This is a genomic window from Dorea sp. YH-dor226 (assembly GCF_039832105.1).
GTDB lineage: Bacteria > Bacillota > Clostridia > Lachnospirales > Lachnospiraceae > Dorea_A.
Window position 1 is genome coordinate 1 of sequence record NZ_JBDOHS010000019.1, and the last position, 21,564, is coordinate 21,564.

General features: G+C 37.1%; 21 protein-coding genes and 1 tRNA gene. 2 read left to right on the plus strand and 20 right to left on the minus strand.

Annotated elements, in window-relative coordinates:
- Nucleotides 1–283: 283 nt before the first annotated feature.
- The 9 genes from ABE547_RS12835 to ABE547_RS12875 form a co-directional block, all read right to left on the minus strand.
- Nucleotides 284–1,699, minus strand: a complete 1,416-nt coding sequence (locus ABE547_RS12835) for a hypothetical protein (protein ID WP_347379159.1) — start codon at nucleotides 1,697–1,699, stop codon at nucleotides 284–286.
- A gap of 89 nt (nucleotides 1,700–1,788) precedes the next feature.
- Nucleotides 1,789–2,169 carry an SMI1/KNR4 family protein gene (locus ABE547_RS12840; protein WP_347379160.1) on the minus strand — a complete coding sequence of 127 codons (381 nt, stop codon included), beginning with the start codon at nucleotides 2,167–2,169 and terminating at the stop codon, nucleotides 1,789–1,791.
- Nucleotides 2,170–2,190: 21 nt separating this feature from the next.
- Nucleotides 2,191–3,252: an HNH endonuclease gene (locus ABE547_RS12845; protein WP_347379161.1), complete on the minus strand. Its 1,062-nt coding sequence runs from the start codon at nucleotides 3,250–3,252 to the stop codon at nucleotides 2,191–2,193.
- A gap of 2 nt (nucleotides 3,253–3,254) precedes the next feature.
- Nucleotides 3,255–6,239 carry a DUF87 domain-containing protein gene (locus ABE547_RS12850; protein ID WP_347379162.1) on the minus strand — a complete coding sequence of 995 codons (2,985 nt, stop codon included), beginning with the start codon at nucleotides 6,237–6,239 and terminating at the stop codon, nucleotides 3,255–3,257.
- A gap of 2 nt (nucleotides 6,240–6,241) precedes the next feature.
- Entirely contained in the window at nucleotides 6,242–7,855 is a 1,614-nt protein-coding gene (locus tag ABE547_RS12855) for a hypothetical protein (protein WP_347379163.1), read from the minus strand.
- Nucleotides 7,856–8,080: 225 nt separating this feature from the next.
- Complete coding sequence (locus tag ABE547_RS12860; RefSeq protein WP_347379164.1) at nucleotides 8,081–8,488, minus strand: hypothetical protein; 408 nt, start codon at nucleotides 8,486–8,488, stop codon at nucleotides 8,081–8,083.
- 29 nt (nucleotides 8,489–8,517) lie between these two features.
- Nucleotides 8,518–8,793: a hypothetical protein gene (locus ABE547_RS12865; RefSeq protein ID WP_347379165.1), complete on the minus strand. Its 276-nt coding sequence runs from the start codon at nucleotides 8,791–8,793 to the stop codon at nucleotides 8,518–8,520.
- A 57-nt stretch (nucleotides 8,794–8,850) separates the two neighbouring features.
- Nucleotides 8,851–9,387 (minus strand): RNA 2'-phosphotransferase, encoded by a 537-nt coding sequence (locus ABE547_RS12870; protein ID WP_347379166.1) that lies wholly within the window; start codon nucleotides 9,385–9,387, stop codon nucleotides 8,851–8,853.
- 84 nt (nucleotides 9,388–9,471) lie between these two features.
- Nucleotides 9,472–9,765, minus strand: coding sequence for a DUF1905 domain-containing protein (locus ABE547_RS12875; protein ID WP_347379167.1), 294 nt, complete (start codon nucleotides 9,763–9,765; stop codon nucleotides 9,472–9,474).
- A 314-nt stretch (nucleotides 9,766–10,079) separates the two neighbouring features.
- Here ABE547_RS12875 and ABE547_RS12880 point away from each other — a divergent pair, with 314 nt between their 5' ends.
- Entirely contained in the window at nucleotides 10,080–10,922 is an 843-nt protein-coding gene (locus tag ABE547_RS12880; RefSeq protein WP_347379168.1) for a tyrosine-type recombinase/integrase, read from the plus strand.
- Nucleotides 10,922–12,073 carry an IS91 family transposase gene (locus ABE547_RS12885; protein ID WP_347379169.1) on the plus strand — a complete coding sequence of 384 codons (1,152 nt, stop codon included), beginning with the start codon at nucleotides 10,922–10,924 and terminating at the stop codon, nucleotides 12,071–12,073. Before ABE547_RS12880 ends, ABE547_RS12885 begins: the two co-directional genes overlap by 1 nt.
- A 299-nt stretch (nucleotides 12,074–12,372) precedes the next feature.
- On the opposite strand, the gene ABE547_RS12890 is transcribed toward ABE547_RS12885, so the two are convergent.
- The 11 genes from ABE547_RS12890 to ABE547_RS12940 all read right to left on the minus strand — a co-directional run bounded on the left by ABE547_RS12890 (nucleotide 12,373) and on the right by ABE547_RS12940 (nucleotide 21,563).
- Nucleotides 12,373–12,828 (minus strand): GNAT family N-acetyltransferase, encoded by a 456-nt coding sequence (locus ABE547_RS12890; protein WP_342981455.1) that lies wholly within the window; start codon nucleotides 12,826–12,828, stop codon nucleotides 12,373–12,375.
- Nucleotides 12,829–12,909: 81 nt separating this feature from the next.
- Nucleotides 12,910–13,407 (minus strand): aminoglycoside nucleotidyltransferase, encoded by a 498-nt coding sequence (locus ABE547_RS12895; protein WP_009247521.1) that lies wholly within the window; start codon nucleotides 13,405–13,407, stop codon nucleotides 12,910–12,912.
- Nucleotides 13,408–13,491: 84 nt separating this feature from the next.
- Nucleotides 13,492–15,036 carry an ATP-binding cassette domain-containing protein gene (locus ABE547_RS12900; protein WP_009247522.1) on the minus strand — a complete coding sequence of 515 codons (1,545 nt, stop codon included), beginning with the start codon at nucleotides 15,034–15,036 and terminating at the stop codon, nucleotides 13,492–13,494.
- 436 nt (nucleotides 15,037–15,472) lie between these two features.
- The gene (locus ABE547_RS12905; protein ID WP_347379170.1) at nucleotides 15,473–15,766 is read right to left on the minus strand and encodes a hypothetical protein; all 294 of its coding nucleotides are present in this window, start codon (nucleotides 15,764–15,766) and stop codon (nucleotides 15,473–15,475) included.
- A 2-nt stretch (nucleotides 15,767–15,768) separates the two neighbouring features.
- Nucleotides 15,769–16,038, minus strand: coding sequence for an XRE family transcriptional regulator (locus ABE547_RS12910; protein WP_347379171.1), 270 nt, complete (start codon nucleotides 16,036–16,038; stop codon nucleotides 15,769–15,771).
- 76 nt (nucleotides 16,039–16,114) lie between these two features.
- A complete protein-coding gene (locus ABE547_RS12915) occupies nucleotides 16,115–17,077 on the minus strand; it encodes a DUF6017 domain-containing protein (RefSeq protein WP_347379172.1) in 963 nt (320 codons plus the stop codon).
- Nucleotides 17,078–17,138: 61 nt separating this feature from the next.
- Nucleotides 17,139–18,050 (minus strand): ParB/RepB/Spo0J family partition protein, encoded by a 912-nt coding sequence (locus tag ABE547_RS12920; RefSeq protein WP_347379173.1) that lies wholly within the window; start codon nucleotides 18,048–18,050, stop codon nucleotides 17,139–17,141.
- A 3-nt stretch (nucleotides 18,051–18,053) separates the two neighbouring features.
- Nucleotides 18,054–18,836 carry an AAA family ATPase gene (locus ABE547_RS12925; RefSeq protein ID WP_347379174.1) on the minus strand — a complete coding sequence of 261 codons (783 nt, stop codon included), beginning with the start codon at nucleotides 18,834–18,836 and terminating at the stop codon, nucleotides 18,054–18,056.
- A gap of 14 nt (nucleotides 18,837–18,850) precedes the next feature.
- Nucleotides 18,851–19,717, minus strand: coding sequence for a ParB/RepB/Spo0J family partition protein (locus tag ABE547_RS12930; protein WP_347379175.1), 867 nt, complete (start codon nucleotides 19,715–19,717; stop codon nucleotides 18,851–18,853).
- A 345-nt stretch (nucleotides 19,718–20,062) separates the two neighbouring features.
- Nucleotides 20,063–20,134 (minus strand) — tRNA-Arg (locus ABE547_RS12935).
- Nucleotides 20,135–20,687: 553 nt separating this feature from the next.
- Nucleotides 20,688–21,563 carry a DUF3881 family protein gene (locus tag ABE547_RS12940; RefSeq protein ID WP_347379176.1) on the minus strand — a complete coding sequence of 292 codons (876 nt, stop codon included), beginning with the start codon at nucleotides 21,561–21,563 and terminating at the stop codon, nucleotides 20,688–20,690.
- Between the last annotated feature and the right edge of the window lies 1 nt (nucleotide 21,564).

Consider the following 21,564-nt stretch of genomic DNA (forward strand, 5'->3'; position numbering starts at 1 on the left):
TTTATGGCCTGGATCCGTCTCAGGCACAGTAACTATAAACACTAAACAAATGTGGCTCCGTTAGTCCGGACAGGTGGCTCTCGCCACGCCGGACTGGCGGCTCCGCCGCAACGGAATATCCATCAGCTTCTAAATACAAAAAAGTTGGAAAAAGTTTAGGAATATTTGAAAAATTTTTTGAAATTTTTATTTTGGGGAAAATGGCCAGGAAAGTGGCCGAAAGAAGGGTAAAAAAAATAGCCCTACCGGGGGTTCAAGCCGGTAGAGCCATGCATTAATTTAATTATTTTCGAAATTTTTTTGTAATCTCAATAATCTTGTTAAAATCTACATGAGAAATCATTCCTATATCAATATCTTTAGCAGTTAATCCTTGTAGATTCAGGGCCATTTCAAAAGTGCATCCACTTATAATATTCGATTTTTCATCCAGAACTATTTCTGGTATATCAGTTTCCGCATCAATATATCCTTCACATTCTCCATTTAAGTAATGCGGACATGTCAATGCTCCAGTATATGAATACCCACACATCATTTTAAAAGAATCTTGGCAATAGTTCGAAGTATAACCACATATCTGTTGGGAAAGTGCTTGCAAATGATTTTCGAATATTATCTCTTCATTTTGGATATTTGCAGCGTTATAAAACACACCATCGTTTGTTATCGTAAAATATGACTGAAATGAATTAAAATCATTAGACATAAAATCCTCTGGGTTCCTCATAGAATATACTAACATCCATGGATGAGCTATTTTATATTCAATGGCTCTTTTCATCTCTTTTGCCATTGATAAGTCAGATGAATCAGCATACTCTAAAGCTGATTTCCAAGAAGCATATATATCTTCATAATTACACTTTTTCAAAACATATTCACAATACTTCCAAAATGTCTTATCATCATATAAATCTATTTCAGGTATATTAGAATCATCCTTTATTGATTCGATAATTTTAATAAAACGCCAGTTTGGAGAATACTTTTTTAACAATTCAACTGAAGTCGGTGAAGGAATATGTGCACACAAAAGTGATAACTCACAGACAATAGGAAATTCTACTAATCGTTCAACCCCAACCTGTTCAATAAAATAATATAGTGCAATATAATATTCTGGTTTTAGTTTATTTGGATCAATCAACTCATCCAAATTTTTTTCAAAAATCAATTCTCCTAACATGGCTTCTTCAAATTTTGCAAAGCTTTCAAGAATATCAATTACTCTAAATCTGTGTTTATTTCCACCTATAAATACTACTGGACACCTATCAGATTCTTTCAAACTAGTGAAAAACTTGCTTTCAGCAGTATTTGAATCATACTCAATTGCCCTATATATTCCATACATTAAATCTTTTACTGCTACATTATAAGCGATTTTTAATCCTTCAAGATTTTCATCTTGCAAATATTCTTTTATCGGAATTTTTTTAGGAATCCCAAATTGTTCTGTTAATTTTTTCCATATTTCAATAATTTCTATTGTATTGGTACGATAAGCAGACCATTTTAAATGTCCGTATGGAGTAAAAATCATCTGAAAATAATGAAATCTCTCATGAAATAATACCAAGAAATGATTAGGTTCTGCTAAATCATCTTTTTCAACAAATACCCTAGTTCCCATGCTTGACGGCGTAAACTGTCCAAGTATAGCACGCAAACTTCCATATAGTAGTTTCTTTTCCATAAAATCACCCTGTTTTATCTTTATGAAGTTCTTATAATAATCTAAGACAATAAATCTTTTGATATTAACAAAAATTCAAACGTTAGTCATTATAAATCATCAATATAAATATCCTCATATTTATCGTTTTCATGATTCCATAACATATATCTTTTTCTTTTTTGATGATAGCAAATAATGTTTCCAGCTGCATCAATACCAATTGGATATATTACACTATTTTCAAACATACTTGAATAAATTCTATAAATGTTATTCTTATCATCATGATTATATGAAAACAAGGATTGAAAAACATATTCCTTTGCTTTACTAGTGTTAAAAATAAATGTTGAGGGCCTTCCGCCGTTATTTTCTATTAGACAATTAACCAAAGAGTCTGGCAGATTCACGTTGTGTTCCTGTAAAAATGATGTCACCGCGGATTTGTCTTTTAACGGCTTAACATACTTCCATGTTATTTTATTCATAAAATTCTCCTTTCGCATCTATTAATACCCACCACCCCAAATTGAACGTCCGCCAGTATGTCCAGTTATAGCATGTATTTCTTGATCAACAAGTTGTAATACTCCTGCTTCTTCATTGTGATGCCATGTAAATCCATCAGGTGCCATACCAGTAATAATTCCATCTTGAATCTGTTCAATCTGCTCAGCAGAAAACAATTCACGTAATGAAGGGTGACTATCGATACTATCAAGCAACTGTTTATTGGCCTCCTTAAACTGTTTAAAGTTGCTTTCTTCAAATAATTCTTTTGGGATTTTTGCATCGAATCCTGATTCAAATTTCGGAAATACTCCCTCTACTATTTCACTAGCTCCATTATCAACAGATTTTCTTGCAAACTCAACGCCAGTTTCTGGATGTCTCGTACCTTCAAGCCCCTGGTTTCTGCATTCCATATATCTATAAATCACATTATCTGTTCTTTCAGCTCCAGCCTCTGTAATTTCTTTTACAGTTTTCTCAGCGCTTGTTTCAGCTACTTCTTTCGCAGTCTTTTCAACTCCTGTTTCAACTACCTCTTTTGCTGCTTTCTCAACGCCTGTTTCAGCTACTTCCTTCACTGCTTTCTCGGCTCCAGCCTCAGCTATTTCCTTCACTATTTTTTCGGTTCCAGCTTCAGCCATTTCTTTCACCACTTTCTCGGCTCCGGCTCCAGCTACTTCCTTCACTGTTTTTTTTGCACCTGCTTCTGCAACTTCTTTTGCTGCAACTTTGGCACCAGTTTTTGCAACTGTACTTCCACCTTTAACAACAGCATATCCTGCACCAGCAGTAAATGCCCCAATCGCAACAGCACCAATATCAATTCCTGCTGCAATGGCAAAGCTCATCCAGTCACCATCTACGATTGCATTATATTCTGCAACACCAGGCGCCATTTCAGCCGCAAATTTTGCCACATCTCCATATTTTCCACAATCAGGCAACACCTTCGATACATATGCTTCGTGAAACGCACTAGTCTTTTCATGAGTAACCTCTGCTACTTCTTTTGTTCCATCTACTATGGAATCAAATGTTTTTCCTAAATTAAAATCCATAGCTAAACCTCCATCGTCAAGATATGACAAATTTCCTCTACTTGCTCATATGTAAGGTTGATTGTTTTCAGCATTACTTCTCTTCTCAATAAGTCAGGATTTCCAGCTTTAATAACATTCTCTATAGTTTTTTGTGAAATGCCCAAGATATCAAACAATAATTGTTTTAACAATGCAAGTGAATTTTCATTCCATATCATATGTCCATTATGATCTCTATACGTGCATGCCATGACTGATAATAACTTTCTGTTTGATCTGGATACTTCCAAACTATTAATTGATCGCGCTAATTCCGAGAATTCAATCATATCTCCTGGCAACCATGGCTCCATAATTGCCCGAATGATGTTCGTCCTTGATTCTCTAATGCTCTTAATCATAATCGGAGCATCATTAACATACGCTTTTTCTGTGACATTAGCCTTATCTATCATTGTCAATACCGGATTAACCCAATTATTCTGATATACGACTGCAACTCCGCTTGGCAGTTTTGCGATTTCATTTACCTGATTTGGTGTTAATCCCATAGAACGACCTACTGCTTCACGGTCGTTTGCTTCTGGTGTACGAAGCACGATCTTAGTATTGGTATTTTTAATCGCAGCAATATCTACAGATGACGGTGACTGATCTACGATAATAAATCCTTCTCCATAAGTTCTGATTTCTGCAATGGTCTGGGTAAGCATTTCAACTGATTTTCCAACAAGCTCTGATTCTCCACCACCTGCAGTATTCTTTAACAGATTATGAGCTTCTTCCAGTACAGTCACATGCTTAAGACCGCTGTTGTTAGATGTCTTCTGATCCACTCTGTATTCATTAAGAATATAAACCATAAGACCCATGATCAACGCTTTTGTCTCGCCGGACTTCACGCGGCTAATATCCAAGATACAATTCTGATCAAACAGATACTCGTATGGCGTTTGCTGTGTTGTAAAGATAAACTTATTCAGTCCAACAGTGAGAGATTTCACTCTTGTAACCAATGCACCAGTATAATTTCCTTTTACCTCTGCAGAATATTCTGTATCATCAATCAGGCGTTCCAACTGCTCTGCCAGAATTTCAAAATCCGGATATTCCACTTCATCACCTTCAAAAGTTGATGAACCAAGATCCCATCCGACTAATTCATAAGATTTCAAGATTGCATCTTTCAAGAATGCCGGCATTGCATCATACATTGGCCAACAAACACTGAAAATTTCTACAAGTCCATCAACATGCTCCAGAACGTGGATAGAATCCGGAAATTTAAATGGATTCAGATTAATTAATTCAGCCACCTTAGGGTTCGTTGAATAAACTCTTACGTCGTCCCAGTTTCCAAAAACATCTTTATATTCACCTTTAGCAGGCTCAACTACCAAGAAAGGTATTCTGTCCTGATGCATCTCGCTAAGCATCTGATATACTGTATTACTCTTACCTGAACCAGTCGATCCGGTAATAAACGTGTGCATATTCAAACTCTTATTATCAAGTTCAACTACTTTGTTTGTAATCTGTCCCAGATCAAACACCTTACCAAGTGTCATACGATCTTCAGGACGCAATGACACATTCTGAGGAAACAGTTGATAAGTAGTTACTTCTTTTCCAAATTCTGCATGTTCAATCACTGGTAATCCTGGCACAGAGGATCTCGGAAGACCCAGATGAAGACCAAGTTCTTTTCCACTTACCGCTGTTGCTGCAGATACAGTTGCATCATTATAATATACAAATTGTGGGTGTGCATATCTTGAGAGATATGTCGTAAGGGTATGGAATTCCTCTAATAAATACGCATCATTGTTAATTCTCCATGAATTGACTGCTGATACCTCACGTCCGGTATTCTCTCCATTCATAAGCGAACGATAGTTACTTGCCGCAATCTCTGCCGTAGACATATCATCTGATACAAAATATCCGGCAACATTCCACATACCATAACTGTCATACTCATTAGTCTTTTTCAACAACTGATCAAGTAATGACATCATTTCTGTAATTGCCTTATTTTCATAGGTAGAAGAAGTTGTTGTTGAACTTCCAGTTGTAATCTGCTCATTCGGTGCCAGTGAATTTATAAATCCATTAAACTGTCCTGTAATCTGACCACCAACCATTGCTCCACTATATCCACCGAGAACCGCTCCGCCTATTACACCTGCCAAAGAAACTGCCGTACTTGCTCCCATTGCAGCTCTTTGTTTACCATTCATTTCTTTAAGTGATTTAGTTTTTGATGTGGATGTGGATTCATTTTCAGAAATCTGCACTTTTTGATATGGTGAAAGCTTGCTATATAATTCCTGATAAAACTCCCGCAATTCATGAATGCTCTGTGGCATCTGGTTATCTGCAATAATCAATCCTGTAAATGCACGTCCACTCATTGCTAAGGATAATTTTTCAAGCCCCTGTACAAACTGTTCGTTTGACATATCTTTTTCAGATTTAGTATTCCCCACTACACTTACGGATGCTACATTTGTTGCTGACGATATCTTGTCTGAAAGTTCTTTTATTTTCTTTCTATCCTCATTTTCAATCTTCACACCTGGGAAATGACCAATCAATGTCTGTTTTAAAGTATCTCCCAATGTTACAGTAGATCTCTTCTTAGATGATTCATCAGATTCATTATTGCGTACACCCAGATAATAATTTGCGGTTTTCCCATCTGAATCAATTAAAATAAACACAGATGCATTGTATGTCGCTAATGTGTTAAACACAGTTGTGAATTTATCAGTAACAGATTCACCTTTCTGATAGACCATTTCCTTTATATGATATAGTCTGACATTACTGATCAAATCGTTCTCTAAAGGTGGAAGATCCATTATCGGTGCAATTTGCATTTCTGAAAGACGTGTGAGATATTTTTTTCTAATACCATCATCAATTACACTTAATCTGGTAGACAATGGCATGTCTTTCAAATCTATTTCATTTATAGGCATACTAATTATTCCAGTCTCCATAACTAATCCCTCTCTATCGTCTGCAGTTGTTCTCTAAATTGAGATAACCAGTCATTATCTTCCTGAAGTTTTCTTTCCTCATCAGATAATTGAGCCGATACTATTTCCTTATCTTTTGTCTTCTCGTTAATCAACTGCGATAAATGCTGGTGATAGGACTCAGCCATAAAATCATAATACTCTGACAGATTCTGAATACACTGATTAATGTGTTTATCTAATACAGGCTTAATAATATTTTGAACCGTACTTCTCCACTGTTCTAAATAACAAGTAGCAACCATAACAGGTTCACTCGTATCATCCGGTTTTTTAAAGAAACCAAAGAAATCATTTTTTGATTCTTCATATGTTATTAAGTCCAGTAATTTCGCATTGATTTCAGGGATGGTCATTGCCGGAAGTTTCGGAAGAATATTATTAGTTGGAGAATATTCCTTATCTATTCCCGGAGTTGCATATACTTCAGAAAATTCTTTGTCAATCTTTTCTGCTGTTTCCTTATACGTTGTCTCAACCGATGAAAGGAAACGGTCGATTCCATTCTGAACTAAGTAGATATAATCATGAGTGGCCGCTTCAATTTCACTATCTCCAGTGATTTTTGTTTTTCTGTTTTTCCACTTTGAAATCTGTTCAATAAGTATCTGCGTAATTTCCTTAAAGGAATATGGAACTTCAAAATTATCTCGCTGCACAAAGTATTCATCGGCTTCCTTGAGAGAATTCAAAGAAGATTCCAATGCATCGATTTCTTTATGGATTTCAGCGTTAGTAATTTCACTCTCTTTGTTTTCAATTGCTAAAACATCTGATATTTTTTCAATTTCATCTCTAAATATTTGAATAGCACTTCTGATAAATTCCGTAATAGGGTAGTTTCTAATAAACATCATTACTGAATCATCTTTATAGTTATTAATCACCTGCGGTTTTTCTACTCCCAAATCACAGATAACTCTTGTAACCTGAGCCCGATCCATCATCGGACTAATCATAAAGAATAGTTGTTCTTTTCTAACATCCTTTCTCTTAAGAATGATGTCTAGATCTCTGCGAAATTCCGGTTTGGTTTCTTCATCGATATAAAATACAATTGGCGTACTTGTTAAATCTGTATTTTTAAGTTCTATTGCATTTTCTACTCTCTCAAAAGACATTAGTGATCCAATATCTGATGGAACAGAACCTCTAATCATGACATATGGATATGATCCTTCAAAAATTTCTGATGTTTTTTTCCAAAAATCTTCAAAATCAAACTTGCGGTTCGGCGTATTCTTTAACCATGAAACTAATGCATCAACTTCTTTACTCTTAGTATCAGCATCTTCAATCTCATTCTTATGAGATATCCTAACATTTTCTTCACTAATCCCTCTTGCCGCAAAGGCTCTCTTGACATCTTCATAGTCTGGCTTAGTACCAATAAAATATAAGTTGAAATCATAGCCATTCATCTCGTTATAAAAGATTTCCGGCACAAGATGAACCCAATCTTTTAAAGGTAACTTTTCATATTTTTCAATCTGACTATTAATTTTGGGATCCTGTCCATTAAACTTTACCGCCGTACTAAGTAAATACGGATTATGATTCAGTTCTGCGCTAATCATCGAAATCCCTCCCCATACTCTTTATTTTATAATGTGAATAAAACTCTCACATATTCTTATTACTCAATATATAGAGAAAACCGACTGCCAATCATGACTGCCGGCTTATCTAAAAGACAACTTTATTATATCACCACAGTCCTACACTGTATAGAAATAAAGAATATTAACGTCTATGTTTATATTTCATTTGGAACTCATCTTTTTCTTTCTCCAATCCATCACTTAACAAAAATAACCTATATGTTCCTGAATAACACCTGTTTCCTGATATTCTCGAAAGAATTTATAAAGCATCTTACATACCATCAGATCAATGCCATCTGGACTTTTCATCCATGTTCCACTTGCATTTTTAATAGTGACTTGTCCGGCTCCCAACATGTCTGAAAAAGAATAATCTCTTGGTACTCTCTTCTCAATCAGCATCTTCCTTCCACTAGGCATCCGTTTCATTTTCCGATGAATTTCTGGTTCAACCAACGCAGCTCTATCGATAAATATTTCGTCATCTTCCATTTTTTGCATTTCTCGCCAGTCATCATTATTTACGTTATAACAACAATAACTGTAAATGAGCATGGTATCATCCGCAGCTATCAGGTTCATATATCCACCTATTCCTCTGCTCATATTGATCATCCTTCCAATCTGTGATTAATCTATCTGGGTCTGGTCTGGTTCTGTTTTGATATTACCATTCTACTACAAATGGAAGTACAAAAATCCTCACAACCAAAAACGGCAGTCTCTCTATTTTTTTGAGAAAAACTGCCGTTCCTTCGATCTTCCTGTTTCAATTTTTTACGGTTATAGCCTTTGCCATTTGCCATCGTGCGCGTCATGGGATTTAGTTCTCCCCAAGTATTTCGCTTCTTCGCGTAATACTCTTTCTGTGCCTTCTTCGATTTCTTATTGATCGGAACAAATTTTTCCATCTTGTTTTCCTCCTAAATAATTTGTAGAGTGAAGAAGAGCTAACCTTCTCCCTCTGTTTATTTAAGTTTCTTCAAATACTGTACCGGTACTGCCTTCGTGAGCCATACTTCATTTACAGATTGAAAGAATTCATAACCGTCATGGTACATCTGACTTGCAAGTACTTCATACACCACAGGTCTCCCATGTCGTGAGCCGACAATAGTTGCAGTTGCTTCATCACCAGATAAATGAACATAGAGACGGCTCTTTGGAATAAGTCCTTGTTCATCAATCGAGGCCACATATTTTTCTCCCGTTCCGTGATATAAGATTACCGGCGGCTGCTTCTTCGGAAGTTCTACATCCACGTCAATGGAATGTCCTTGATTTGCTCTGATCAAAGTTTTTTCTTCATTAAAAGAATATCTCTGCTTGCTATCTGTTTCCACAATCTTCTCAAGCATTGCCATATCAATGTACTGTGTCTTTGAGATACCGGCCAAAAGTTCTTCAACACTTGCCCATCCATGTTCATCTAACGAGATTCCGATAGTATCTGGCCTGTGTCGGAGAATCAAACTGATAAATCTACTTGTTTTATTTAAATCCATTTACATCACTCTCTTCCGTACCATTAATGAAGTTCTTTCAGTTTCTCCATTGTATATCCCATCGGATTAACGCTTTCTATTCCCTCAATATTTTCTCCATTGCCTTGGGATTTTCTCACTGTCTCTTTCATGAAGAACCACTTCAACCATATCACCAAAGCTCTTGCCAATCTGCTTGCGTATCTGTTTTGTAACGCCGATAATGTAACACGGAGTTCCCATTTTTACCACTTGCCCACGATACGGAATACCATCAAATGTAGCATTTACCAACAAACGCCCTTTTCCAAAAAGCTCTTTGATATCGTAAGGAACCTCTACATAGGCGGCATCCATATTCTCATTTTGAAGAATTCTTGCACAAAATTTTAATTCCATATTATTTGCCTTTCATTCTGTGAATATTATCCTCCGCAAATTCCAATTGAACAAAATCGCTGCGCGATGGCCTACCAAGGCTGTGGTGCAGTTTTTTTCTTTTTCTAAAAAAGGCAGTGACAGGATTGTCCCAAGATAGTATTGTTAAAGTACGACCAATAACAAACTTCAAACACGGGCTTAGTCCCGACAACTGCCTATGAAAATGATACCACCTTCAGGCTGCTTTCACAAGCAGTTTTATTTTGCAAATGCTCCTCCATGATGGGTAGTTACTGTTGTTATTACTACTTTTATTTCATGGAGGTTATTTTATGTACGAAGATATTTTTGAATTAGTAACTATTGCTGCACAGAAAAGGAATCTAAAGGAATCCACTACAAAGGCGTATTGTCACGCCCTTAGCCCTTTCCTGAATGCTACCGGTAAACCCTGGCAAGAACTTACTATAGCTGATGTGGATGATTACCTGACCACCAAAAGACTGATGGGCATTTTACCTGAAACCTACAACCACTACTATGGTGCTTTACGCTTCATGTACAAGCGTGTTCTCAAACTCAACTGGGACGAAGATGAAATTCCCAGAATGAAACGTGACCGCTCCCTGCCTACTGTTCTCTCAAGAGAAGAAGTGAATGCAATCCTTGATGTCACCACAAACCTGAAATACAAAGCCATCTTTGCTGTTATGTACTCCGGCGGTCTTCGGGTGTCTGAAACAACTCATTTGCATTATGAAGACATTTCCCGAAGCAATCACTCCATTCACATCCGCAATACCAAAAACAGAATGGACCGATACACCATTCTAGCTGACCGCACTCTCGACATTCTGACTCAGTACTGGTTTCAGTGCGGAAGACCCAGAAATATCCTCTTTCCAAGTCAGACAACCGGAGAATATCTGGATATCTCTGCGGTAAATCAAGTATTAAGAAGAAGCTCCGAACGAGCCAGAATCCCTAAGCATGTCACTTCACACGCATTCAGGCACAGCTTCGCCAGTCATCTTCTGGAAGCCGGATGTGATATTAAATATATTCAGGCATTGTTAGGTCACTTGGATCCTAAGTCTACCGAGATTTATCTTCATGTCAGTAACAAAACTTTACTTGGCATTAAAAGCCCTTTTGATATACAGGAGGATTCATAATGAAGCATCTTACTGTACAGGATATATTTCTACGGTTTTATCCTGAATACCTTGATAAATACACACCTTCTTCCCAGCAATCCAAAGTTGCAAACTGCATCATCAACTGCAAGACCGGTGCTTATGGTGCCAACGTAAGCATGTGTGAGGACTGTGGGCATCTGCAAATCCATTATAACTCCTGCCGAAACAGATGCTGTCCCATGTGTCAGGCTTTGCCTAAGGAAAAGTGGATGGACAAGCGACGTGAGGATGTGCTGGAAGCTCCTTACTTTCACGTTGTGTTTACTGTACCACAGGAGTTGAATCCTTTAATCTACAGTAACCAGCAGTTTCTCTATGACGCCATGTATCACTGCGTTTCAGCAACTATTGAAGAACTGACTTCCGACACAAAACATCTTGGTGCAAAGGTTGGATATATTTGTGTGTTACATACCTGGGGTTCTGAAATGAATTTCCATCCTCACATCCATGTCATTCTTCTTGGCGGCGGTCTGACAGCCGAAAATCAATGGCGTGATAAGGGCGAAGAATTCTTTCTTCCTGTAAAGGTACTTTCAAAGCTGTTCCGTGGCAAATATCTGGATGAACTGAAAAACCTCTGGGAAGAGAGAAAGCTTCAGTTTCACGGAAGCAGTGAAAAGTATCGTAACCATTATGCTTTCAAGGAACTCCTAAATACTTGCTATGAAAAGGATTGGGTTCCCCACTGCAAGAAAACCTTCAACGGTGCACAGTCCGTTATTAACTACCTTGGGAAATACACCCACCGTATTGCCATCAGCAACCATCGTATCATCCGCATGGATGAAGATACAGTTACTTACTATGTCAAAGACTACCGAGAAGAAGGCAAATGGAAGGAATTTACCATTTCCGGTGTTGAATTTATTCGCCGTTTTCTTATGCATGTGCCTCCTAAACGCTTTGTCAGAATCAGGCATTATGGGTTACTATGTACCAGAACCAAAACCAAACATCTGACATTATGTCGGAATCTCCTTGGCTGCAAACAGTATCTTTCCCGGCTGAAAGACCTGGATACTCCACAGATGCTCGAAACCCTCTACGGTATTAAGGTTACTGTCTGTAAATGCTGTGGCGGACACCTTGGAAAACCACAACAGCGGATACCACTACGTATTTAAAGCTTGATATTCATATTTTTTGAAAAGCCTCAGAAATGAGGTCTATTTGTCGTGCTTAGATTCAGAAACGAGTCATCTGCCACAATGGCACAACCTTTATCTTATAATAAAGTGTAAAGATTGAAAGTCCATACATATCGGCTCCGGTGACGCGACTTTGTTCACTATAGAAAAATCGAAATTGATGTAAACGATAGGGCAGTTTATCAAATATTGTAAGCTGCTTTATCGTTTACACCAACTTCGATTGGTTTCTAATCAATCTTCTGTTGCTTTCAAACTCTTTGTAAGCTTGGAATTTATCCTCGCGTTAGTACGAAACGTGGCCCCTCTTCACCTATTACTCCATTTGCAATAAAACCGCATTTTGCAAGCACTTTTTGAGAAATTATATTATCTACATCTGTTTCTGCTTCAATTGCTGTTACATTATTCTTTTGAAGTGCCCACTCAGTTACTGCTTTTACTGCTTCAGTTGCATAACCTTGACCTTGATATTCTTCTAAAATACCATATCCGATTTCTACAACACCTTTTGAATCGAGTCCTTTAAAGCATAAATCACCCACGCGAGTTCCATTATTTAATTCAATATTCCACATTGCATACCATTCCCATTCATCGATATGCTGTAGACAACCTTCTAACATTTCCGAATAAGCAACTTTGAGTTCCTCACATGGTTCTAAAGCAATAATTTCTTCCATTTGTTCTCTCGATGCAGGATACATTTTTATACGTTTTGTCTCTATCATGATAAATCCTCCTATACACTCTACCCATATCTACAAATTCAAATTCATGCGCGCTTTCAATCTCACCGGAAGACTGAAATTTTACTTTTCCTTATATTCATCTGGTATTGCTATTTGAAATGTTTCACACAACAGCATCACATCATGCACATCATTTTTATCGTGTTCATATCCCAAATGAAGCATTACCTGACTCAATGGTTCAATACAAGAAACAGTTATATCTCCAACTTTTCCAATACCGGAAAAAGTTTTTGATGGAAATATATCTCCCTCATAAACAATTCCGTCATCTGTAAATTCAAAACAATGTAAATCAATGATTCTTTGTTTATCATCTTTCCAGACAGTATGACCATCCGTTGTATAATCAGTATTTACTTCCTCAAATCCATGCTGCTTAATCACATAAATATAATCATGATAATGTTTCAGTTCAACAAACAAATCAATATCATTGTGTATTCTTGATTCTCTTTTAAGAAGTGCATCAACACCCCATCCGCCATCTAAATATACTTTAATTTCGTTTTGCAAAGCATATTTTATAATTTCACATGCATCTTCTGTACGTACCATAATCTATCCTCCAAATTCAAATCTTTGTATGCTTTCCAACTCACTAAAAGCCTGAAATTTGTCAGTCTTTCATCCTTTTTGTTATCAATCACCAATTAGCTGTAATCCATTAGGATTTAGCTGATATATTTTATCGCACACCTCTTCAATATACTTTCTATCGTGAGAAATGCTAATGACAGCCCCCGGAAATTCTCGGAGCATTTTTCTTATTACCGGACCGGACAATGGTGAAAAATTTCTTGTCGGTTCATCCAGAATAAGAACATTTGCACCACTTAAGCTCATCCTCAAGAGAAGCACTTTCGCCTTTTGTCCGCCTGATAACTCCCGAATCGGATGCTCCATTTCATCTGGTGTGTATTTAAGTGAACCAAGGTATGTTCTAATTCTTGTACGCTCTTCTTTATCTCCTGTTTTATCAAGGTAATCAACCGGTGTAACATCCAAATCCAGCAGGTCTTCATAAGTTTGAGGCATATATTCTGCTTTAATGTCATTCCGATTTAGGAGTTCTTCCGCTATCTTTTTTAGAAGAGTCGTTTTTCCTGCCCCGTTGGCTCCTATCATACAGATTTTTTCTGAACCTTTTATTTTTAAATGAATTCCTTCTGCTAAAATTCTTTTGCCATCCGGAGTCACAAGCTTTGAAAGTTCATATTCTATGACCGTTTTTCCTGCGGGAATGTGTGAGTTTTCATCCCCTAATTTGACAAAGATTGCTTCTTCCTGTTCCGGCATCTGAGTCATATTTTCATCTTCTTTTTCAAATCTTCGTTCCATTGCCTTAACCGTATGCATTTTGTCCTTTAAGTTTTTGGCAACAGACGGTGCTTGTCTGGTACAACTTCTTAATGCACCTTGTACACTCTGCATAACTCTTTGATATTTTTCATCGCGAATCTTTTTCTCCCTACGGTCACTCAGTGCCCGCTGTTTTTGGATTTCAAATTTATGAAGCCGTTCTTCCACATAGCGTCTATAGGGAAGCTTTGCCACGGTATATCTCGCCTTTGTTTTTCGTATAATCTGCTCGATATGTATCACCATGTTGGCAGTACGCTCTATCAGCGTTTCATCGTGTGAAATAAAAAGCACAATGTGCTTCCAGTCATTTATGATTTTTTCCAGTAATGTAAGCGTCGCAATGTCGATGTCATTGGAAGGTTCGTCCAACAACAGCACAGAAACATCGCGAATGAAAAGCCTCATAAGTTGTGTCTTGACTTTTTCGCCTCCTGAAAGACTACCCATTGTCTGGTTACTGTAGAAAAAATCATTTTTCATTCCAAATTTTCCCGCAATAACAGACAATTCTTTAGGCGTTTTCTCCCAGAATATTTCCTCTTCAGAAAAATATTCGTATATTGTTTTTTCCTTATCTTCATCGAGCATCTCCTGCGGAAGATAACCAAGACGTTCGTGTCCCATTATCCTTTCCCCATCTGCTTCTATATAGTTTTCTACAAGCGACGGATTGTATATCCACTTCATTAATGTCGATTTCCCATTTCCCTCTTCTCCAATAATAACTGCCTTATCTCCATCATTTAGCACAAGGTTGAAATCATTAAGAATTATTCTCAGGTCTTTTTTATGTGTTAAATTTAATTTTTTTATCTGCAACATTAAAGTTTCTCCTTTTCGAAGTCTGAGCCAATTATTATTTTGAACACACAAAAACGAGTCTTTTTTGCATACGCAAAAATAGACTCGCTAAATAGACCCTTATTTCTTTTCCAAAAGGAAAACAAAGGAAATGCCTCTTGCGATAATCCAACTTAAGCGTACACAAAACAAACCTATTCTCTACAGGCTCAATAACTATATGTGTCTTACTTAAATCAAATTATCTATTAATCATTTCCTCACCTTACACAAAATGTGCCTTTCTTTCTTCTAATGGCAATACTATCATACTGTATTTTTTGTGTCAATACATTTCACCTTATGGAAGTGCAAATTAAAATTTTCTGTTCCCTATAAAATTAATCTATCGGGATTCACCAAATCGCCAAACAACAATTTGTACTTCCATTATAATATCATCAATTTAATTTGCATACTATGCAAATAATACTCCTGTAAAGAACTCCTTAGCACTTGCAAAGAATGCTGCCACAATATCCCAAGCACCCATCAATAAATAACTGATTACAAGTATAGCAACAGCAATTCCGAGGTTATTCCACTGCTGTAATACAAGGGCAATAATCGCACATAGCATAATAACAAGATTGAATACCGTAGCTGCCAAACCATAGATTCTTGAAAAAATGGTCACGATATAAAACAAAACTGTCATAACTAGAATCATAGGTATAGCAATTATTTTTCCCAACACTTTTACCGCAAACATAATCAGATTCTCCCTTCCTTCTTCTCATTCTGAACCTTGTAAGATATTAGATCCAATACATACTTTGGCATGGCTCTTCGTCCTAATTCCCATTCCTGCATTGTCCGGTATGGAATTCCGAGCCACTCAGCAAAGTCTTTTCTATTCATTCCTGATTCTTCGCGAATCATTTTGAAAGCATATGCCATTATTCTACGCTCCCTTATTTTTTTATCTTCATACTTATCCACTTCAATATTCATCCCATCTGCTGTATATTTCTTTTCTTCCATAATGGCTCCTTTCATGTAGTCAATGCGTGTATCTATAAGAAATATTATACGCACGCATTGACTACACGTCAAGTCATTATTTGTCAATTACAGCATACTGCGGAAAATCATGGTTAACCTCTGCCTGATAATAACCGCTGATGGTACTCGGCGCATTAAACAATGTGGTAAGCAAATATTTCTTGATATTGCGCACTTTTGTTGTATTGCTCTTAAAACAATCAATTGCATACTCGATATGTGAACTGTTCAGTTTCAGAAACTTACTTCTCACAAGTTCAGCCGGATATCTGTTGGATGCAACAATGATTACGTCATTCTTACAAAGCACCGTCTCCAGTATCAGGTCATAAATACCATCAATCAATTCCTTTTCATACGGATAACGTTCTCTCAAAATATCAATCTCAATATTTTCTCTGATGATTTCTGAATATGCTTCTATTTCTCTTCGCATCCCATCATTTCCAGATACGATAAGATTAGATTCAGTATTACTCAGTTCAGTATTATTTATATTATTCTTATTCGTGTGAATTTTTTTCACTTCTGGAAGTGTAATTTCTTCACTTCTAGACATGTCCGAATTACACTTCAAGACGTGTAATTTCTTCACTTCTGGAAATACCGTTTTTTTATCAGAAGTGTTATTTTTACACTTCTGAACATCCTGAACCATAAACTGTTTCAGATAAATCATGGTTGGTTTTCCTTGTCCCTGACGCTTCTTCTCTATCAGACCTATGCCATCTTCTGTATCTAGTTCCTTCATAATAGAGATAGCTTTTTTGTTACTACATCCCAGGGCATCCATAATATCATCCAGAGAGTAATATATGTATGCTCTCCCTTCATCATCCAACCACTGATTTTTCATGGATAATGACATTCTATCCAACATCAGTCCATACAGAACCTTTGCCTCCACTGATATCTTTTTAAAATACTCCTCTGTAAATAACAACTTCGGTATCTTATAAAATGAATACTGATCCGCTTCCTTTCCATAGAAATAGGACAGCTTTATTCTATCGTCCATTCGATACTCCTTCCTGTTCCAGAAGTGCATTTTCTACACTTCTGAAACAATCTTCTTATATTTATTCTGTCTGTTTCTGTTCCGCACTCCACTGTTCTAAAAGCTGAATAATTACATTTTCACGTTCTTTGGCTGTGAAGTGTGACGGAAAATATTTATCAAGTTTCTTTTCTGAAAGTGATACCTTAGCAGATGAACTCTTCTTTGGCAATGCATCATTCATTATAGAAATAACACTGAACTGATTTGCTTTGGATAAGTTTGGATAATTCTTTAATGCTGATATCTGTACAGGCTTGATGAAACCATTGTCTTTGATATATTCACAAATCCAGTTTTGAATTTGTTCATCAAAATATGAAATATCAACTGCCATCACAAATTGCAATTTCTTCAAATCAATCATTTCTAATAACTCAGGTACTAAATAAGTTAATCTAATATATCTCTGAATACTTCTAGCACTTTCTCCTACTTGTGACGCCAGCTCCTGATCTGATCTTAAATGTGTGCCACTTTGGCACGCATTTTCTTTCGTTGGTCTTCCTGCGGAACGCTTCATTGCTTCAAGTTTCATTTTGTAAGCATAAGCCTTTTCACTAGGAAGTATCTCTTCTCTCTGAATATTCGCGTCCACCATTTTTATTATGGCTTCATCATCAGACATTTCGTTTACTATAGCAGGAACCTTATTCAGTCCTACAATACCCGCCGCATGTAATCTCCTGTGACCGGAAATCATTTCATAATCACCGTTCTGATCTGGTCTTACAATTACAGGGTTCAAAATACCATTTTCCCTGATACTTTCTACCAGAGTATCCATTTTTTCATCATCAAGAACCTTAAATGGATGATTTGGAAATGAATGAATTCTTCCTAATTCTATTTCCTGAGTACCGGCAATCTCCGGTACTCCTAATAATTCATCTACTGATTGTAATTTGATTTTTCCTGCAACTCTGCTTCCCATTTTCTATGCCTCCTTTAACACTTCCTTTGTTAATGCCATATATGCAAACGCCGCTTTGCCCTTCGGATCATAAGAATAGATACTTCCTCCCTCTACACTGACCTCTGATGCCCTGACTGACATTGGAATTTCTGTTCCAAATACCTTGATAGATGCAGAATAAGTATCATACACCATCAATGAAATATCCCTCGCATAATTTGTTCTGTTATCTACCATTGTTAATAAGATACCTTCTATTTTCAATTTTGGATTCAACTGTTTCTTAACTCTGCCGATTGTCTTAATCAGCTGCTGTAAACCTTTGACCGGAAGGTATGCCGCCTGAACCGGTATAAGTACAGAATCCGCACAAGCCAGAGCGTTAATTGTTATCATTCCCAGAGAAGGCATACAATCTATAATAATGAAATCATAGAACTCTCTCAGCTTTTCCATCATTGATTTTATAATCAATTCTCTGCTCATCGCATTTACCAAAGATACTTCTATAGCTGACAATTCAATGTTAGCCGGAATCAAATCTACTCCTTCCCTATGATGAAGGATTGTCTTCTCCATATTCAACTTTTCATCATTTACAATGTTCATCATCAACGTTGCAAGAGAATATTCCATTTCATCCGGTTCCTCATAACCAAGGCTGATAGTAAGACTTCCCTGAGGATCCCCGTCAATCAGAAGCACTTTCTTTCCTTCTTTTGCTAATCCAATTCCAAGATTTACACACGATACGGTCTTTCCGACTCCACCTTTTTGATTTGATACTGCAATTACCTTACACATAAGCTTTTTCTCCTTTATTCATCCCAATATTTGTTCATGTTCATTTTCAGCATTTCCAGTATTTCCCGCCTCATCTGTTCCGCTGTATAGCTGGTAGGAAAGAATCTGTGAAGCTGCTCATTCTTAAAGACAACACGGTCAATGTCTTTCTGTTTGATTTCACTTAGGATATCTTCCATATCCTGTACCGTCAGTTTTCCTTCCGTACTAAGCTTCTTTATCCGAAGTGCTTGTGATAATGAAGGCGTACACTGTGCAAACTCCATTGCTTCCAACATTTCCTTCTGTTCCTTCTTATTCAGGTAAGACAGCTGCACAGCCGGCGTAAATCCCATGCTTCCGTCATCAACCTTTTCAAGCATCTCCGGTATCAGATCTGTTATCTTGATATACCTCTGAACCTGCTTTGGACTGTCTCCACATTCTTCGCCAATCAGCTCAATGCTCTTCTTGCCTAAATTGTGGTCCACCTGACCACATTTTCTTCTCCCAGCTCTTCTTTTGATTACTTCGTACTTCATCTTGTAAGCAAATGCCTTTTCACTGGGGCTGATCATTTCTCGCTGTAAATTGGAATCAACCATTGAAACTACTGCATCATCATCCTTAAGTACCCTAATGATCACAGGCACTTTCCGATATCCAATCTTCTCAGCAGCAAATTTTCTTCTGTGCCCTGATATGATTTCATAGGTACCATCTTTTCTCGGTCTTACAATCAGCGGATTAAGAATCCCATACTTTTTCACGCTTTCCTGTAATTCAATCATCTGACTGTCTGCCTTTACCTTGAATGGATGATTTTCAAAAGATCTCAGTCTCTCCATTTCAATCTCAACGACCTTTTCCTCTGTTACAGCTAATTTTTTCTTTTCTGCCATAGGCAACTTCCTTTCCCTGAACACACTCACTAACGCAAAAAAGTCCGTCCAGAATAGATTATTTTTCATCTAATCTGAACGGACTCTTCCGACAGGCCTTTTTTGGCAAGAATATAATGTTTTTCTTTCCATCTTTTCTTAGATTTACAACCCAAACCTCATCCTACTTTATACTTAATCCCTACGGATGACAGTTTTGAAAAATATGGATTGGTGACAAGAAATCATTTTCGCTGACAAAATCAGTTCTCCATACCATATTTCGCTGACAAATTTGTCACCGAAACTGCCATTTTTACATGAAAAAAGCAGCAATGATTTTCTAGTCATTACTGCTTAAATGAGCGTTCCCTATAGGAATCGAACCTACAATAGAGTCTTAGGAGGACCCCGTTATATCCATTTAACTAAGGGAACAAATGCCGTATTTTCGGGCTTTTTCAGCCTTTTGGCTACGGTCGCCATATCTATGAATCCAATCACTTTCGTGATGAATTTCTATTGTAACTTACTTTGACATCCAGGTCAATCCTTACTGGAATCGAACTCTGACTTATCACTTCTTAAATTCCAAAGGTGTCAACCATGGTTGAACCTTAGGAGGCGCTTGTTTTATCCGTTAAACTAAGAGGACATTACCGATTTTTGGCTTAAACACTGGGTTTTTGCCACTTTGGTTCGGTAACCGTTTTATGATTTTCAGCTAATTTTGATTAGCTGGATATCATCAGATTATTCATTTTATTAACAGCAGAGCATCCGCCAAAATGGGGAAAGCTTCGTTGTTAATTTTGTCTCTTCCAGAATAGATTCGAACTCCAAGTTCTTTTTTCATTTTTCCTTCAGGGTTCAGCCGCGGCTCCTTCTTAGGAGGCTATTGTTATATCCATTTAACTAAGGGAACCTGTTTATCACGCTTTTCTATTCTATCATTTCATCATATGAAAATCAATAGAGGGCAGGGTTAATTTTAAAAATTAATCCTGCCCTGCATCCATACTTCTCCCCGGAATCTTCTTCCTACAGCCGGTTCTCCCATAACTTCTTTTACCGGAACACAGATATCAAAGGTAAGTTCGTTTACTTCCAGCTTCATGATATACAGCATTTCCTTTGTATATTCATTTTCCATCTTCTGATATTCCAGTATCTCACCCATGATCGAATATCGGTCACATTCTACTCCATACGGCATGATATAGGTATCCACGATACTGAATACATCTTCTGTGATCAGTCTTCTGGATACTTCAGAATATGTATCAATATCTTCCAGTGTCAGGCTTTCTATTGCTGCAGGATCACCGGATTTTGCGGCGCTCATCAGCATCATTCTGTTTTGCGCTGTTTCCTGCTGCTTCTTTTCCTGTTCTTTATTTTTTTGTACCGGCAATAATATGGTCCCTCCATTACAGAGGCCAGCCAGTGTAATGGAGGTATATTTTACAGAATTCTTATATAACTGTTTTTCTTTCAGATATTCAGACACATTCTGCAGATGGAAGATAAGGCTGATTCCTATTTTCAGATCTTCGCAGATTCCCACATAGGCTTCACGGTCTATCCGCCTCTCTACATATACGTCTGCATATGAAGTAATTCCGGTTCCTAAAAAATAAGGTAGATAATAACGTTGGGTAAATTTTTCATGGATATCCATATCTCCGAATACGGCAATTCCTATCCCGGCACCGTACTCTTTTACATACTCACAGAAATCTGTTTCTTCATCCAGAGTTATCAGATGATGCTCTGTGTACGATTCTTCAACCTGATACAATATTCCATGTAATTCCCGTTTATTATTTATATTGCCAAATCCAATTGATTTCAGATATTGATGCATC